This is a genomic window from Mycobacterium sp. AT1, from assembly GCF_002043095.1.
Classification (GTDB): domain Bacteria; phylum Actinomycetota; class Actinomycetes; order Mycobacteriales; family Mycobacteriaceae; genus Mycobacterium.
Genome location: NZ_MVOC01000104.1, coordinates 15,299 through 30,458, shown reverse-complemented (window position 1 = coordinate 30,458; position 15,160 = coordinate 15,299). Strand labels below are relative to the sequence as shown.

The following is a 15,160-nucleotide window of genomic DNA, read 5'->3' as shown; positions in this document are numbered from 1 at the left end:
ACTTCGATGAGCGCCGTCAGCTCACCAGTCCGGTCAAATTCGCTGAGCGGCGAGCGAACTTGATACAAGCGTCGGCCAGGTTGACGTGTCGAGGATGCTTCGATACCCGGCAATGGTCTTCGGCTTACGCTGCGCTCCTTGTTTGGTTATGAGCCGTAGCTCAGCTACGGCGCGGAAGCTGTCCGTACCCACGTCGGGACTCAACCCAGGCGTTCGTGACCACCTTGCCGCGTTTGCGCGTTCGACCACGCTTCGGCGTCAGCGTGGATGCGGAAGTCCTTCGTGCGGGGCTTACCGTCGACCCCGACGTACCACCCACGCCACCGGCTGCCGATGCCTTGCGGCTTGCCTCGACCCTGCACCCAAGCGCCAGTTGCCCGCTTCGATGGCGTGCCGTCTTGGTTCTTCCACAGATCGGACACACCACCGGTGCCGGGTGTGCGCCCGATCCGCGTGGGCTTGCCCACGTCGAGTATGCGTTCCGAACTGGTCTGCCGAGCCTCTGTCACAAACTCAGTCTGCAAGCTGCATACATCCTAGCTGCCGCGTTACGTTAAATCTTCTAGGCACAGGCGATCTAGCTGCGGTTACTTCCAGTGCCCCCAGTCGGACTCGAACCGACACTTAGCGGATTTTAAGTCCGCCTATCTGGGCGTTTGCTCGCACGGAGACCGCCCTACTCAGGCCAACGCCGAGACTGCTCAATTCGATCTGTACGGGCTCCCCGGTTTTAGTTGAGCATCTCGTATGGCGCTCTGCCGGTGTCAGCCCACACCTCTTCGGGTTGTATGCCGCTTGGTCGCATCGACGACTCACGCGCACGCCGGCCGATCGCATGACTGACGGCCCTAACTGCAGCTGCGAGCGTTTCACCGTCTGGTCCGATGCCTGCAATGACCAGCGGATGGTCATCTCCTTGGGCACTAATCTCGTCGAATAGCTGCTGCGCGATGTCACATCGCCACGTTGCTATGGGCGCGTGCGTGTCCCGTCCGAGTACATGCGGCCACAGAGGCTGAACCAACATGCCCTCGGCCATCCTGTTCAGCGCGAAACCCCACTCTCGTGAAAACGCCTCGCGATCGCGGCGTATCTCCAAAGGGTCTACGTCGCCTGTGTTGCCCAAATCGGGGTAGCGGTCTAAAGACTCGTCTAGGAGGCTTTGCTGTTCAAGGAAAACCGGGAGATTCGTATGGAATAGAAGTGCACGCTGGATGTTGTGGGCCAACCGGATTACTTCGAACCTCTGCCAGAGGTCCTGCAGTTTTGAATCGCTGAATCTGAGCGCTTCACGAAGTACCGCTGTCACCTTTCCGTAGTGGCGATGCGGTGCGTCGGAAGTCTCTTCATACGAAGACGCCGCAGACAATATTTCAGCCAACGGCTGCCGGGTATCTCCCCAGGACGGATCCGGCCTCTCCAAAGCAAGCAGGCGTGCAAGCAATCCGTAGCGCTTCTTAGCGACCGCCGCAACACCCGCGGCGTAGAACAGAAATGAGCTCGCTATCAGCCGCACCTTTAGCAGAGCGACAAGTCCGCTCGCTCGAGGTTGAGCACTAAGTCGACCGATCTCGTCGACCCACCAATCATCGGTCCCCTCGTCGCCCCAATACGCCATGACCGCAAGGAGTGCTGCAAGGATCTGCGAGTGTTCTTCGGTCGAGGCGACTAACGCTGCGAGGCCGCCATAGTCAGCGGCGTTTCGATAGTCCGGTAGATCTACTGTGTCGGAAGACCTGTCGAATTCCTTATTTAGGGTGTCGTGTAGCCGGATGGCCGTCCACCGCCCCGATAGCTCCCGCTTAGCTGTTTCCACTGCGGCCGGCATAGCGAGTGGTTGTCGAGCACGCCGAATCTGAAGGGACTCAACTGCTTCCGTCAGTTCGCCGAACCCTTCATCGGCACTGCTGCGCATAACAAGCGCTTTCTGATTGGTCGTGAGTTGTTGCGCCTCTTGCGACAAGTCAAACGGCTCCATCCAAACCATCGTGTATCTGCGAGACGCCTGTGCAGCGATTGCGCCGCGAAGTGCCTTGTCGTAGCGTGCCGACCATCCACTGACGAGAAGCCCGTACTGCCCCAGGACGTCGTTCAGCAGGCCAGCGACCGCAGGCTTGTATTCATTGAGCTCCGTCACGGTGTTCAGCATCGTTTCGGGGTACAAGTAGTCACCGTGGAGGTGAATAATGCAGCAGTCAAGCGTATGCAGAGGCGCCATCCCCAGCACGTCCGCATCGCCTGCGATAACTGTCGGTTGGATGAGCTCGTCGCGGACTGCTTCTTCAAGCAAGTGGTCAAAATTGGTAGTCAGAATCACGCGGACGACGCCGAGCTTGACGAGGCGCGCAATGCACCGGTGAGCCGAGTTCGGTCTGATCGCGCCTTCGCCATTGGGTCCGACCGCCTCAGGGGCGTTCTCAAAGAAACCGCGAAGCAGACGTTGCCGTTCATGTTGGGTAGGCGCAAGTGACTCCAAGACGTTTTCGTATGTTGCCTCCGTCCCGAAGGCGTCCGCCCACCACCGCTCTGCTTCGTCGGCTGCGACCTCAGCGCCTTTGAGGTGCGCCACGTCCACGATGAGGCTTGTGAGCACCTCCCATGCTGTGGGCACAGCGCCTTGCGAAACCCCGGCTCCGACTAAGACCGCGTACGCTCCGGGATTGCTCTGCAACGAAAATGCCACTGTGACGAAAGCATCGTCATCTGCGATGGTTGACACAAAATCGACCCTAGCCGCTAGCCCTGTCAGACGGACGGCTGTGGGTCGCAAGCGAACATCTATAGCTGACGACGTTGTAGATCTGTAACTACCAACATCGGATTGTTCGATCGTAGATAGATTTCGCTCGCCTCCCATTGGGCTACCCGCACGCTCGTCGCCTCGCTGATCTGCACGCCCCGCTCCTGAAGTTCGGCGCGCAAGCGCGGGGGCGCCAATGAGAAATGCTCTGGCGACGCAAAACGGACGCATAGTGCCACGCGACGACTGCACGGTGATTGACCACCGGCGCATCACTTGAGCGCTTCACAACAAGCCGATGCGTCGACGAAAGGCGCCGAACGGCGACCCTATGCCTGCAATCGCACGCATAGGGACTGTCTTCGCCGAACGCGCATCGCTCTGAGGCTCACCCAACAAACCCTCGCCGACCTTTCCGGTGTGTCCCGCTCCAGCGTCCAGTCGCTCGAGCGCGGAAGCGGCTCGATCAAGTTCGGCTCTGTCCTCGAGATGGCCGACGTCTTGGGCCTTCGCGTCGACGTCAGCGCGGCGGTTGAATGACGGGCCTGCACGGGATCGACCTACGCGACATTGGTGAAGCCGACGTCTACATCGGCGACGAGCTCATGGCTCGCCTGCTGCGCCACAGCGGCGACGACATTCGATTCGACTATGCTGCAGAAAAACATTCGGCCGACCGTAACGTGCGTGACCGGTCCGTGTCGTGGTCGCTGTTGCGCTCGCGCGACTATCCGGTGACGGTCACTGGAGGCGCCGTTCCTTCCTACTTCGCGGGCCTACTTCCGGAGGGCGTCAGGCTGGGCGCGGTGACGTCGTCGACGAAGACCTCAGCAGACGATCACCTCACCGTCTTGCTGGCGATTGGTGCCGACACGACTGGCAACATCCGGGTCCTCCCGGCCGGGACCGATCCAGTTCAACCGGGACCGATGTTCGACCCCGAGCGTGACGACGACTTCCGTTCGGTGTTTGCAAGATTGACCAGTTCGGTCGACGCCGACACGGTTGGTCTATCGGGGGTGCAGCCCAAGGTCAGTGCGGGCGTCCTCTCGACGTCGGCGCAGACGCGGTCGGGGCCCCGCCATCCTGAAGCTCGCGCCAGCCAGCCAGCCTTCCGCTGCTCGTCGAGAACGAGCACTTCTTCATGACGATGGCCGCCTCGTGCGGGCTGCGGGTCGCCAAGACGTCCCTGCTTCACGATATCGACGGGCGTATCGCTCTACTCGTGAACCGCTTCGATCGCGACCGACAAAGACGCATCGCCCAAGAGGACGCGTGTCAGGTATCCGGCGTCTACCCCGCGTCGAAGTACCGGATCACTACCGAGACCGCCATCACCAGCCTTGCCGAGGCATGCGCCCGCGGCGGGGGGTCCAAGGTGGTGGCCGTTGCAGAACTACTCAAAACCGTTGTCTTCTCTTGGCTTATCGGAAACGGCGATCTGCACGGCAAGAATCTGTCGATCTACAACCCTGACGGGATATGGCAACCAACTCCGGCCTATGACTTGCTGTCCACCCAGCCGTACGCAGGTTGGAAGGACCCGATGGCGCTCAACCTGTTCGGACGTGCAAACAGGTTGACGCGCGCGAACTTCGTCGACGCCGGTGAACGCCTTGGTCTGCGACCACGCGCCACCGTCGCGATGGTCGACGCTCTCGTCGACGGCGCAAGTCCCTGGCCGGAGCACTGCGATCGAATCGGGTTCGACGACAAGAAGACTCATCTCCTCGAGCAGATGCTCCGCAAGAGGATCGACAGCCTGAAGGGCGCCTAGTTCACGCTCAGCAGCCGGGCGGGGTTGACGCACAGAAGCGCGTCGAGATCATCCGCGGCGACGCCACGCTCGGCGAGCATCTCGGTGAACGTGGTGCCGAGATAGGTGTACCCGCGCTGCCCGAGGGTCTCCGGGTTGAGGGGGACCTGCGCTCCGACGAGGTCGTGGGACAACACGATCTGGTCCCGGTAGCCCTCGCCGACGAGGGTGGCGAGCCAGTCGGCGCGAACCTGGTCGGCCCGGAAGAGGGCCCGCTTGCTGAATTCACCGTTGGCGCTGGGGATTCGGTAGGGCTGGCGGGCGTCCCAGAACTGCTTGCCGACGGAGTCGAACCCGACGCAGACCCCGCGGTCCAAGACACGGCGTACGTAGTCCAGGTCGGTGTGGTTGTCCATGTGGCCGATCACCACCCGCGACGGGTCCAGCCCTTCGTCGACTACCACGTCGACCTGTTCGAGGGCCATCGTTCCGTGCGTCGTGTGGGTGGCCAGCGCCAGCCCGGTCGCGACGGCGGCGCGGGCCGCGGCACGCAGCCCCTTCTCGTCGTGGTCGGTGATCTCGTCCTCGCTGGTGGGTTGTTCCCCGAGAATGCCGGCACGAATCCCGGTGTCGGCGATCCCGGTGCGCGCGTCGGCGATAAAGCGCTCGGTGAGGTCGTCGATGCTGGCGTCGATTACCCACTGCGGGCTGAACTCCCGGCGGTAGGTGGCCGTGCCGGCGACAACGTTCAGCCCGGACTTCTCTGCGATCTGCCGCAGCAGCTGGACGTTCTCGCCGTGCGGGTCGCGGCCGGCGTCACCGTAGGGGCTCAGGTCGACGACGGTGCCGAACCCGAGCGCCGGCAGACCCGACAAAGCTGCGACCGCGGCGTCGACCTGCTGTCGGTGCAGCTCGGCGCGGTCCACCAGTCGACCGCTCTGCCATGGCCCGCAGAGCACCATCAGCAGGTGCTCGTGAAAGAGCACCCTTCCCAGCGACGACGGTGCGACCGTTCCGGTCACGGTGCAGACGTCAGGCATGCGACGAATGTAGCGGGTCGCCGTCGGTAGCGGTCCGCGCGATGTCTGGCAAATCGCCTAGTCACACCGCACGAGTATGCGAACCGGCAGCCAGTCCCCGCAAACGCATCGGGGAGATCGCTTGCCTGCGCTACCCTCTGGGCCTGATGAAGAAATTGACCGTTACGGCAATTCTGTTTGCCGCGAGTTACGCCCTGTGTCCGGTCGCAAACGCCCAGCAGAACGGCGACTGCGATCCCAACTACTCGGGCGCGTGTGTCCCGATCGCCCGCGACGTCGACTGCCAGGGTGGCAGCGGCAACGGCCCGGCCTACGTCGCCGGACCGGTCACCGTCATCGGCGACGACATCTATGACCTCGACCGCGACGGCAACGGCACCGGCTGCGAGTAGGGCTCTATTCGTCCTCCAGCTGGTAGCGGATCAGCCGGGAGCTGTTCGCCACCACCGCGACCGACGACGCGTTGTGCATGATGGCCGCCAGCACGGGGGACAGGGCACCGCCCGCACCCACCAGCAGCCCAATGGCGTTGACCGCGATGGACATTGCGTAGTTTTGCCGGATCACCGTGACGGCCCTGTTCCCGAGCGTCCGCACGTCGAGCAGCCGGCTCAGGTCGTCACTGGCCAACGCGACGTCGGCGGTCTCGACGGCGACGTCGGTGCCGCCAAGGCCCATCGCGATGCCGATGTCCGCGGCCGCAAGGGCCGGGGCGTCGTTCACCCCGTCGCCGACCATGGCCACCACGTAGCCCTCGGCGCGCAGCGCCTGAACCACGTCGAGCTTGTCCTCGGGGAGCACTTCGGCGCGCCATTCGTCGATGCCCAGCTCGGCCGCGATGGCGCGGGCGGTCTCCGGGTGGTCGCCGGTCAGCATGACGATCCGCCGAACCCCGTTGGCCCGCAATGACGTCAGAACCGACAGGGCTTCTGGGCGGACCTCGTCGCGCAGGCTGATCAACCCGATCAGCTTGCCGTCCACGGCCAGCAGCAGCGGCGTCTCGGCCGCGTGCTGCAACTTGGTCACCCAGTCGGACGCCTTCTTCGTCACCCGCACCTTTTCCTGGCGCAGCAGCGACGGGCTGCCCAGGAGCAGGGTGCGCCCGTCGGACTTGGTGCGCATACCCAACCCGACGAGCACCTCGCACTCCTCGTGCGGGGGAATCACGATGTGGCGTTCCTCGGTGGACCGAATCACGGCCTCTGCCAACGGGTGTCGTGAGTGGATCTCCGAGCTGGCGGCGTAGGCGAGTACCTGTTCGGGTTCCCAGGCCTTGTCGAAGGCGACGACGTTGGTGACGACGGGTCGGCCGATGGTGAGGGTGCCGGTCTTGTCGAACACCACGGCGTCGACTCGACCCGCTTCTTCGAGGTGCGAGCCGCCCTTGATCAGGATGCCGCGCCGCGCCCCGTTGCCGATGGCCGCGCTGATCGCGGTGGGGGTAGCCAGGCCGACCGCGCACGGGCAGGCCACCAGGAGGACGGTCATCGCTCGCCGGACGTCACCGGTCACGACGAGGCTCAGCGCGGACACCAGGAAGGACGCCGGGACGAATCGCCGCGAAAAGCTCTCTCCGACAGTCTGAATGGGTGCCCGATCGCGTTGGGCTTCCTCGACGCGCTGGATGATCCGCCCGATGGCGGTCTGGTTGCCGACGGCGTTGGCGCGGACGACGATTCGGCCCTTGACGACCACCGAGCCGGCGTGCACCCGCGTGCCGGTGGCGACGGTGACGGGCAGGGTCTCGCCGGTGATGGCGGACTGGTCGACGACGGCCTCCCCGTCGACGACGTCGCCGTCGACCGGGATCGCGATCTGATCGTGGACGATCACCAGATCGCCGACGATGAGCGACTCGATCTCGACTTCGACCTCGCTGCCGTCGGGCAACTGCACCCAGGCGGTGTCCTGGTTGCCCTGCAGCAGATTCGCGATGGCGCGGCGGGTCCGGCGCAGCGTCAGATCTTGCAGGTACTCGCCAATGTTCAACAGCCACAACACCGTCAGCGCGACGACGTTCTCCCGCAGGATCAAGCTCGCCACGGTGGCCGCGGAGACCAGCAGGTCGGTTCCCGCGGACTGGCCCCCGCGCAGCGCACGCAACGCGCCACGCAGGAACGGATAGCCCGTGACGATCGTCGCGCCCGTGACGACGGCCCGGCTCGTCGGCCCCAGCAAGGCGGGCCGCCCGAACACGTAGCGGCGAGATCCCAGCAGCACCAACGCAATTCCGCCCAGGGCCATGCGGGCGACGTCGGCATTCCCGACGTCGGCCGAGTGGGGTGCGCGGTAGGGCGCCAAGGCGGCCGGCGCGACGTCGCGGGTGCTCTCGATGGCGTCGAGAATCGCGGCGGTGTCACACCGCTTGGGGGAGTACCACACCACGACCGAGGCGGTCCGCGGATACGCGTGCACGGCACGCACGCCGGGAATCTTCTCGATGTCGTCTTCGAGCGCAACCGCCAGCGCCGGGCTCGAGCGGAACCACGGGGCTTGGACCCGCATCCGCCCGGCGGCGTCGGACAGGACCGTCGGCGCCGTCACGGGTTAGTGCGAGTGGCCGTCGGAGGTGTCGTGGATCGCTGGTGGCGGCGCCTCTTCGCCGATGCGTTCGCGTGCCTCGGCGACGACGTCGGCGACCTTCAGTCGGGCGCGCTCGGCGGTGCCCTCGGCCTTGCGGGTGCCGCGCAGGCCCCAGGCCGTCGCAGCCACCGAGGCCTCGTGCAGCGGCGCCTTGGCGACCGCCTTGCGGGCGAGTTCGTACGCTGCGACCCCAACCGCCCCGGTGACCACCGTCGTCGCCGCCTTCGCGACCAATCCGTGCAACACCATGCGCCCTCCGATCAAGCATTAACGACAATGACAATCGTTAACATAGTCGACGCGTGGCAGGCCTGGACGCCGGCCCAGAAGAGGGGAATTGGGGGCGCCCTTGGTGGCTCTAGTCGGAACCACCAAGGGCTTGAGAAGTCTCATCCCGGGATGCGGCTCCTCCGACAGTCTTGCTACCCAGCTCGCAGCGCTGCTACGCATCCGTCTTGGATTGGCCGTCGCGCTGACGACGCGCGACGGTCGCGACCCGCTGGTGAGCGGTGAGCAGCACCTTGTCGTGGTCCAGACGATTCTGGAGCGGCTTGCGCTTGACGAGCTCCGAGATGTCCTTGACGACCTGTTCGGCAAGCAGACGGAGCTTGACGTTGTGCTGCTGCGACTGCCAGCGCAGAAGGTCGAACGCCGCATGTTCGTCCAGCCCGTAGATCAACATCAGCATGCCCTTGGCCTGCTCGATGAAGGCGCGTTGCTCGGCGATTTCGCGCACCGCTTCGGAGATCCGCGCCTCGTCGTCTGGCTGCGGTATGCCGGACGGCCGGTAGCCGTCGGTTGCGGTACTCATTGATCCTCCCGTGCGAACGACTCCTACTCGTTGCCCCGTCGGGATGAGAACCGTGCTGAACCTGCCATCGCCGAGGTCTGGGGCAACACATTCCATGTTCCGCCGGGATGCGGGTCGTTTCAAGCGTCGCAGCGTAGTGACGCCTTGCCCGGTGCGTTCTACGCGCCGAGCGGGTCGCCGGTGACGACGTCGGTGACGGTGACGTCGACCGGCCGTTGGCCGTCGAGGGTGTCGCCGAGCAGTTCGGCGATGACGTCGAGGGTCGTGCTGCGGATGTGGCTGGCCAGTTCCCTGAGGTCGGTGCCGTAGCTGCCGGTGAGTTCGATGTCGACCCCGCGCAGCGTCTTGGTCCGGTCGTCCATGTCGAACGTGATGCGCGTGGGAGCGCAGAGGTAGCGCTGGCGAAGTTCGATCGCGAGGGTGCTGCGCAGCACGTGGTCACTGACGAAGATCTGGCCGGGACCGGCCTTGTCGGGCGGTGTCTGGGCCGCCAACGGGTGGCCGCCCGGCCGGGGAGTGGTGCGGACCGACGAGACCACGCGTCCCGCGATGGCGTCCCACCCGGGCTCTGGCGCGGCCCTGAGGAATTCGATCGCGCGGAACAACGGGTCCGGCGGCGTAGGCGAGGAATTCATTGCCACCTCTCCAGCCGGGTTCGCAGTGTTGCGGTGGCACGGAAGTGATGTCCGCGTGCCGCGTCGGGACTCATGTCGAGAGCAGTGCCGATCTCAGGGAACGTCATGGATTCTATTTCCCGCAGTACCCATGATGCGCGCTGTCGATACGGAAGTTCGGCCAACGCGGCCTCCAGTGCCGCCAGGAACGCCGTGTTCGACGCCGCCGTGAACGGGTCGGAGCTCCGCTGGGGGGCCGGAATCGCCTCCATGAGCTGGTCGTCGATGGGTTGAGCGCGCTTGACCCGATAGTTGTCGGTGATCTTGTGCGAGCAGATCGAGAACAACCACGTCTTCAACGACGACCGGCCCTGAAACGTCGCGAGCTGACGCCAGGCGGCGATGAACGTGGCCTGCACGACGTCGGCGGCGTCGGCCTCGTTGGCCACCAGCCGCCGCGCGTACCGGTGCAGCGGCGGACCGTAGCGGTGCACCACGACCTCGAACGCTTCCCTGTCGCCGAGCGCAGCGGCCCGGAGGAGGGCGTCGTCGCCCGCCTCGGCGATCCGTCCGCCGCCGCTGGCTGTCGTCACGCACGCTCCCCATACGTCCGCACCCGATCTCCGAGTGGGTCGGGGTAGTGCCACCGAACTCTACTGGCAAACGCGTGGGGGGCTTCTGGCCGGTGTGACCCGCTTCACGTCGCGACGACGTTCGGTTTGGGCCATCCCGTCCGACTCAACTCATGACCTGTTGAAACGGATTGTCTCCAATGCCTTTTGGAGGAAGACGCTCGCAGGGAGACGCCGTCGAGGACCACTCGACGGCGATGGGTAACACGACGAAGGGAAGAAACCATGGGCATCGTGGACAAGGCCAAGAACGCCGCAGAAGACGCCATCGGCAAGGCCAAGGAAGTCATCGGTGAGGCCACCAACAACGACGAGCTGGCCGCCGAGGGCAAGAAGGACCAAGGCGTGTCCGGCGTGAAGAAGGTTGGCGAGAACATCAAGGACACCTTCAAGTAGCGAGCACGGCCACAGGGCCGCGTCGCGCCGCAGCAAGGCGGCGTGACGCGACCCCCGCCCCGGCCGGACCCGACAGTTGCATGTGAGTCAGTTCACTGGACTGCGACGTTCGGATCAAGGCTTGGGCACCGACTACACCAACGAAGCACGAACATCACCACCAACTTTCGACGAGGAGTTTCGATCACGATGACCAGCACCCAGCCCGTCACCACCGCCACGGCAACCACCGGCAAGGACGTCGCCTCCGTCACCAGCTCGACGCTGGTGAGCTCGCAGGGCAAGACCACCATCGCCGACACCGTGGTGTCGAAGATTGCCGGGATCGCCGCCCGCGAGGTCAGCGGCGTCTACGCCCTCGGCGGCGGCGCGTCCCGCGTCGTCGGCGCGCTGCGCGAACGCATCCCCGGCGCCAACGTCAACCACTCGCAGGGCGTGTCCGTCGAGGTGGGGGAGAAGCAGGCCGCCGTCGACCTGGACATCGTGGCCGAGTACGGCGTGTCCATCGCCGACCTGGCCACCGGGTTGCGCCGCAACGTCATCACCGCCATCGAGCGCATGACGGGCCTCGAGGTCACCGAGGTCAACGTCACCGTGCACGACATCCACCTCGCCGGTGACGACGACGTCGACTCCGACGACGCGGTCACCCGGGTGCAGTGACCGACTCGGACACGGGTGAAGGACACGACTCGATGACGAGCGAGCCCGACCAGGCCGACCTCGTCGCCGACGCCGTCACCGCGGTGCCGGGGGTGGTTGGGTTGCACGCCGGCATGTTCGGTGAAGTCGCGACCTACCTTCCCGGCCACCGGGTGGCGGGGATTCGCACCAACCCCGACGGCGTCACCGAAGTTCACGTGACGCTGCGTTACGGCACACCGGTCCGCGACACCGCGGCACGGGTCCGTGACGCGGCGGCCGCCGTGGTCGGCGGCGTCGTCGACGTCACTGTCGAAGACGTCGTGACAGAAGCCTCCGCATCGTGACCGTGGCGCGGTGGGACCGCTACCCGGATCGGGCCAGCGCCCGCCGCGCCGCAGCTCGCGAGCTACATCCCGACCGGGGCGGCAGCCCGGCGGACTTCGCGGCGGCACTCGACGCGATCGACGTCCACTTCAGTGCGCCCCGCCCCCATTTGGCCATACGACGCACGCGGCGTCGCACGTTCACCGTCAACCCGCTACGCCTACTGCGTCGTCGGCGCCGCTTCATCGAGCTCTAACGCACCCCACGACACCACAGAAACGCTGTGCTGCAACATCTTCGGAGGTTCACATGACCACATCCAGTTTGGGCTTGATCGCCGGCCTTCTGCTCGGCATCGCCGCGGCCGCAGGCGGTTTGACCGGCTTCGTCGTCGCCCTGATCCTCGGCGTCGCCGGGTACCTGATCGGCGGCCAGCGCGACGGCGAATTCGACTTGTCCACACTGTTCCCCGGGCGTCGTCGTGGCTGACGACGTTCACGACGTCGACGCGGCCGACGACGATCCCGGCGCCCGCGGCGAGCTCACCGTGCGCGACAAGGTGGCGCAGCGACTCGCCGTCCACGCCGCCCGCCTCACCGGCGGGGTGCACCCCCACTCGGCGGGTCTGAACAAGATCACCGGACGTGAGTTGCCCCGCGCGACCGTCTCGATCGCCGGTGACCGCGCCCGTGTCGAGGTGAGCATCGCCGTCGCGTGGCCCGCACCCGTGGTCGACGTCGGTGCCGCGGTCCAACGCAACGTCGTCGACGCCCTGAGGACGTATGCCGCCCTGACCGTCGACCGCGTCGACGTGGCAGTCGACGCCGTCCTACCCGCCGCCACACCCTCGAGGACCGTGCAATGACCACCACTGAGGAACGCGCCACCGCCGTCGACCCCGCGTCGGGGCGCCCACCCGTGGCCGCACCAGCCGCCGGTTACGTCGGTGCGCTCATCGCGCTGCTGATCCTCGCCGGGGGTGCCGTCGCCCTGCGTGACGCCGCCGTCCACTTCGGCTGGCTGCAGGGGACTGCCTGGACCGACACCGCGGTGTCCGGACTCGACGGTCTGACCTACCAGGCCTGGATGCTGCCCGCGGGCATCGTGGCCATCCTGATCGGACTGTGGTGGGTCTCGGCGGCACTTCGTCCGCGACGGCGTACCGCGCTGGCGGCACCGGCCAAGACGAGCGTGTGGATCGCGAAGGCAGACCTGGCCCGATTGGCCAGTGCCGCAGCCGCTTCCGTGCCCGGTGTGCTGGACAGCCGGGCGTCGGCAAGCCTGCGCACCGTCAAGGTCACCGCCGACGTCACCGGGAGCGATCCCGCCATGAAGGCCGCCATCACGACCGCCGTCGCCGAGACGATCGGCGGATTCACCACGACCACGCCGCGCATCAAGGTGCGCACACGCACAGGAGCGAACTGACATGACCCGCCTGGCCGTCACCTTCGACCGGTTCGCCGCCATCGTCGCCGGGCTCGCGCTCGTGGCGTTTGGCGGGGCGCTGGTGGTGTGGAACACCACCTGGCTGCCCAACCTGCCCGACGCGATTGCGCTGCCCGGGTTGCGCTCGGCCACCACCACCGGCTGGTGGCCCTTCGCCCTGGCTGGTGCCGGCGTCGTGCTCGTCGTCGTCGCACTGCGGTGGTTGTTCGCGCACACCCCGGCCACCAAGGTCAAGGACCTGCCGCTGCGCTCCGACGCTGCCGGGTCGATCACCGTCGACCTCGGCGAGGTCGCGACCGCCGCTGCCGCCGCCCTGGCACAGTCGCTCGACGTCGAATCCGCCAGCGGCAAGGCCGTCGTCGACCGCGGAACCCGCACCGTCGACCTCACCGTCACCACCAGCGCCTCGCCGCGACCCGACCGGCTGCTCCCGGCCATCGACGCCGTCTGCGCCCAGATCGCGGGCATGCTGTCCGACCCTTCCGTCGCGACGCGCACCACCATCCACACCGGCACCCGCGAGCGTCGCCGGGTTCGGTGATCCGGTCACCCGTCAACCAGTAAGGACCGCACCATGCTTGCCCTCTTGAGCACTCCATTACGGCGTTGGCTGCTGGCCAGCTTGCTGCTCCCCGTCATCGCCACGATCTTGACCAAACTCGGCCACTACCTGCAGCGTCGCAACGGTGGCAAGCCGACCGCCGTCTCGCGCGTGCTCCTCGGGCTGTCGTCGATCGCCCGCCGTTTCACCAGGAAGCACCGGCCCGACGCCGACCCGGCCGGCACGGATTCGCAGCCGTCCGATACCAAGCAATTGCCGTAACAGGCGCCGTTGAGCAAATCACTCGAGGAGGCGACATGTCCGTTGAGAGCACGTTGACCGAACACGACCAAAGCGTGGCCGACCGGCGGCGGCCTCGCGCCCACGACGAGTCTCAGATGGACACGTTGCGGCGACTGCCGGCGTTGCGGGTGTTGGGCCAATTACCCGTGCCCGTGGTGGCAGTCACCGAAGAGGGCACCGTCCTTTACGCGAACGACGCCATGGCCGAAATGCTCGGCCTGAGTCGCGACCAGTTGCAGGCGATGAACTTCCGGGACGTCTTCGAGACGCCGCTGGAGTCGGACAGCGCTGTCGCCGAGTTGCAAAGACACGCGAATACGCTGGTCAAACTGTCACACGCCGACGGACCCGTGATCCGAGCCGTCATGAGCCGATCCGCTCTCCAGCGAGCCGACGACGACATCGCGTTGGTGACGTTTCAGGATCTGACCGAGCAACTGTGGTTGCAAGGCCGCTGACGAGTTTGCGCCAATAGGTTGGGTATCCGCGGAATTCGGGGTATGCCCCGAAGATGACAGCGATGTGTGAGCGAGGAGCGACCCCAACTCAGCTGCGTCGAACCCGGCCGGCCGACGCTCGACACGCATCCAGTTTGCGGTGCGAGCTCGACGCGTGGCTGAAGGACGCGGCACCCTCACTATCCGAATACCGCTGTGCGGACGTGCTTCTCGGGGTCAACGAGGCATTGGCCAACTGCGCCGAGCACGCGTACCGCGGTCGGGCCAACGGCGACATCACCATGCACGCCACCTACGACGATGCCGCGCACCGGATTCGCGTGCGGATCAGCGACCGCGGCAGGTGGCGGCTGAACTCGGTGACGCAACGGAACCGGGGCCGCGGCATCGCCCTCATGCACGCCCTTGCCGATCACTGCACAGTCGACCGTGACGGCGACGGCACCACCGTTCTGCTCGACTACGACGTGGCGGGCGATCTCCGGTAGACACCAAGATGGGCAGGCAGACCCGTTGGGGTTCTGCCCGCCCATCTGAGTGAGACGAAAAGTGCTTATTCAGCGGCCTTTTGGCGTGCCTCGGCGGTCTTCTCGGCGGCGCGAGCAGCTTCGGCCTCGGCTTCCTTCTTCGCCACGTCGCGCTGAGCCTCGGCCTTGTCCTGCTGTGCCCGACCCTCCTCGCGCAGATCGTCCTGCCCGCTGACGATGCCGATGACTTCCTTTGCCTTGCCCTTGACGTCCTCGACGACGCCCTTCACTGCTTCTTCGGGTCCACTGTCACCCATGTGAGCTCCATTTCGTTCGCGTTGACGACATTCCGGCTCTCGCCGAAACCGACGACGGAGTACCCAATGTGGTCGACGTCTGAA

At 65.9% G+C, this 15,160-nt stretch carries 22 protein-coding genes, 1 tRNA gene and 1 pseudogene; 14 read left to right on the top strand and 10 right to left on the bottom strand.

Annotated elements, in window-relative coordinates; translation table 11 throughout:
- Positions 1-200: 200 nt before the first annotated feature.
- The 3 genes from B1790_RS33220 to B1790_RS33215 all read right to left on the bottom strand — a co-directional run bounded on the left by B1790_RS33220 (position 201) and on the right by B1790_RS33215 (position 2,719).
- Positions 201-509, bottom strand: coding sequence for a hypothetical protein (locus tag B1790_RS33220; RefSeq protein WP_142271664.1), 309 nt, complete (start codon positions 507-509; stop codon positions 201-203).
- Between the two features lie 88 nt (positions 510-597).
- Positions 598-672, bottom strand: a tRNA-OTHER gene (locus tag B1790_RS34890).
- 58 nt (positions 673-730) lie between these two features.
- Complete coding sequence (locus B1790_RS33215; RefSeq protein WP_158083919.1) at positions 731-2,719, bottom strand: SIR2 family protein; 1,989 nt, start codon at positions 2,717-2,719, stop codon at positions 731-733.
- Between the two features lie 297 nt (positions 2,720-3,016).
- On the opposite strand from B1790_RS33215, the gene B1790_RS33210 reads away from it, so the two are divergent.
- Positions 3,017-3,280 (top strand): helix-turn-helix domain-containing protein, encoded by a 264-nt coding sequence (locus B1790_RS33210; RefSeq protein WP_142271663.1) that lies wholly within the window; start codon positions 3,017-3,019, stop codon positions 3,278-3,280.
- A pseudogene (locus B1790_RS35965) lies at positions 3,277-4,517 on the top strand (type II toxin-antitoxin system HipA family toxin). Before B1790_RS33210 ends, B1790_RS35965 begins: the two are co-directional and overlap by 4 nt.
- Here the strand turns inward: B1790_RS35965 and B1790_RS33200 are convergent.
- Positions 4,514-5,536 (bottom strand): phosphotriesterase, encoded by a 1,023-nt coding sequence (locus B1790_RS33200; RefSeq protein WP_079927525.1) that lies wholly within the window; start codon positions 5,534-5,536, stop codon positions 4,514-4,516. The pseudogene B1790_RS35965 and the gene B1790_RS33200 sit on opposite strands and share 4 nt — an antisense overlap.
- Before the next feature lie 146 nt (positions 5,537-5,682).
- On the opposite strand from B1790_RS33200, the gene B1790_RS33195 reads away from it, so the two are divergent.
- On the top strand, positions 5,683-5,928 hold the full coding sequence (locus B1790_RS33195; protein ID WP_079927524.1) for a hypothetical protein: 246 nt from the start codon (positions 5,683-5,685) through the stop codon (positions 5,926-5,928).
- A gap of 4 nt (positions 5,929-5,932) precedes the next feature.
- Here B1790_RS33195 and B1790_RS33190 read toward each other — a convergent pair whose 3' ends face one another.
- The 5 genes from B1790_RS33190 to B1790_RS33170 form a co-directional block, all read right to left on the bottom strand.
- Positions 5,933-8,041 carry a cation-translocating P-type ATPase gene (locus tag B1790_RS33190; RefSeq protein WP_079927531.1) on the bottom strand — a complete coding sequence of 703 codons (2,109 nt, stop codon included), beginning with the start codon at positions 8,039-8,041 and terminating at the stop codon, positions 5,933-5,935.
- A gap of 42 nt (positions 8,042-8,083) precedes the next feature.
- Positions 8,084-8,368, bottom strand: coding sequence for a DUF1490 family protein (locus B1790_RS33185; RefSeq protein ID WP_079927523.1), 285 nt, complete (start codon positions 8,366-8,368; stop codon positions 8,084-8,086).
- Positions 8,369-8,561: 193 nt separating this feature from the next.
- Positions 8,562-8,930 (bottom strand): ANTAR domain-containing protein, encoded by a 369-nt coding sequence (locus B1790_RS33180; RefSeq protein WP_233165437.1) that lies wholly within the window; start codon positions 8,928-8,930, stop codon positions 8,562-8,564.
- 158 nt (positions 8,931-9,088) lie between these two features.
- A complete protein-coding gene (locus B1790_RS33175) occupies positions 9,089-9,565 on the bottom strand; it encodes a hypothetical protein (protein WP_142271661.1) in 477 nt (158 codons plus the stop codon).
- A complete protein-coding gene (locus B1790_RS33170) occupies positions 9,562-10,137 on the bottom strand; it encodes an RNA polymerase sigma factor (RefSeq protein ID WP_079927520.1) in 576 nt (191 codons plus the stop codon). Before B1790_RS33170 ends, B1790_RS33175 begins: the two co-directional genes overlap by 4 nt.
- A 264-nt stretch (positions 10,138-10,401) precedes the next feature.
- On the opposite strand from B1790_RS33170, the gene B1790_RS33165 reads away from it, so the two are divergent.
- From B1790_RS33165 to B1790_RS33115, 11 genes are all read left to right on the top strand, one after another.
- The gene (locus tag B1790_RS33165) at positions 10,402-10,572 is read left to right on the top strand and encodes a CsbD family protein (RefSeq protein WP_079927519.1); all 171 of its coding nucleotides are present in this window, start codon (positions 10,402-10,404) and stop codon (positions 10,570-10,572) included.
- 189 nt (positions 10,573-10,761) lie between these two features.
- The gene (locus tag B1790_RS33160; protein WP_056558991.1) at positions 10,762-11,235 is read left to right on the top strand and encodes an Asp23/Gls24 family envelope stress response protein; all 474 of its coding nucleotides are present in this window, start codon (positions 10,762-10,764) and stop codon (positions 11,233-11,235) included.
- A 32-nt stretch (positions 11,236-11,267) separates the two neighbouring features.
- Positions 11,268-11,561 (top strand): Asp23/Gls24 family envelope stress response protein, encoded by a 294-nt coding sequence (locus B1790_RS33155; protein ID WP_079927530.1) that lies wholly within the window; start codon positions 11,268-11,270, stop codon positions 11,559-11,561.
- Entirely contained in the window at positions 11,558-11,797 is a 240-nt protein-coding gene (locus B1790_RS33150) for a hypothetical protein (protein WP_079927518.1), read from the top strand. The genes B1790_RS33155 and B1790_RS33150 overlap by 4 nt, the downstream gene beginning before the upstream one ends.
- A gap of 53 nt (positions 11,798-11,850) precedes the next feature.
- Positions 11,851-12,030: a hypothetical protein gene (locus B1790_RS33145; RefSeq protein WP_056558997.1), complete on the top strand. Its 180-nt coding sequence runs from the start codon at positions 11,851-11,853 to the stop codon at positions 12,028-12,030.
- Positions 12,023-12,406 (top strand): Asp23/Gls24 family envelope stress response protein, encoded by a 384-nt coding sequence (locus B1790_RS33140; protein ID WP_079927517.1) that lies wholly within the window; start codon positions 12,023-12,025, stop codon positions 12,404-12,406. Before B1790_RS33145 ends, B1790_RS33140 begins: the two co-directional genes overlap by 8 nt.
- A complete protein-coding gene (locus B1790_RS33135; protein ID WP_079927516.1) occupies positions 12,403-12,969 on the top strand; it encodes a DUF6286 domain-containing protein in 567 nt (188 codons plus the stop codon). Before B1790_RS33140 ends, B1790_RS33135 begins: the two co-directional genes overlap by 4 nt.
- A 1-nt stretch (position 12,970) precedes the next feature.
- Complete coding sequence (locus tag B1790_RS33130; RefSeq protein WP_079927515.1) at positions 12,971-13,531, top strand: hypothetical protein; 561 nt, start codon at positions 12,971-12,973, stop codon at positions 13,529-13,531.
- 33 nt (positions 13,532-13,564) lie between these two features.
- Positions 13,565-13,813: a hypothetical protein gene (locus B1790_RS33125; protein ID WP_079927514.1), complete on the top strand. Its 249-nt coding sequence runs from the start codon at positions 13,565-13,567 to the stop codon at positions 13,811-13,813.
- 35 nt (positions 13,814-13,848) lie between these two features.
- A complete protein-coding gene (locus tag B1790_RS33120; protein ID WP_233165436.1) occupies positions 13,849-14,292 on the top strand; it encodes a PAS domain-containing protein in 444 nt (147 codons plus the stop codon).
- Positions 14,293-14,354: 62 nt separating this feature from the next.
- A complete protein-coding gene (locus tag B1790_RS33115) occupies positions 14,355-14,780 on the top strand; it encodes an ATP-binding protein (protein WP_079927513.1) in 426 nt (141 codons plus the stop codon).
- 65 nt (positions 14,781-14,845) lie between these two features.
- Here B1790_RS33115 and B1790_RS33110 read toward each other — a convergent pair whose 3' ends face one another.
- Positions 14,846-15,076 (bottom strand): CsbD family protein, encoded by a 231-nt coding sequence (locus B1790_RS33110; RefSeq protein WP_056559013.1) that lies wholly within the window; start codon positions 15,074-15,076, stop codon positions 14,846-14,848.
- Between the last annotated feature and the right edge of the window lie 84 nt (positions 15,077-15,160).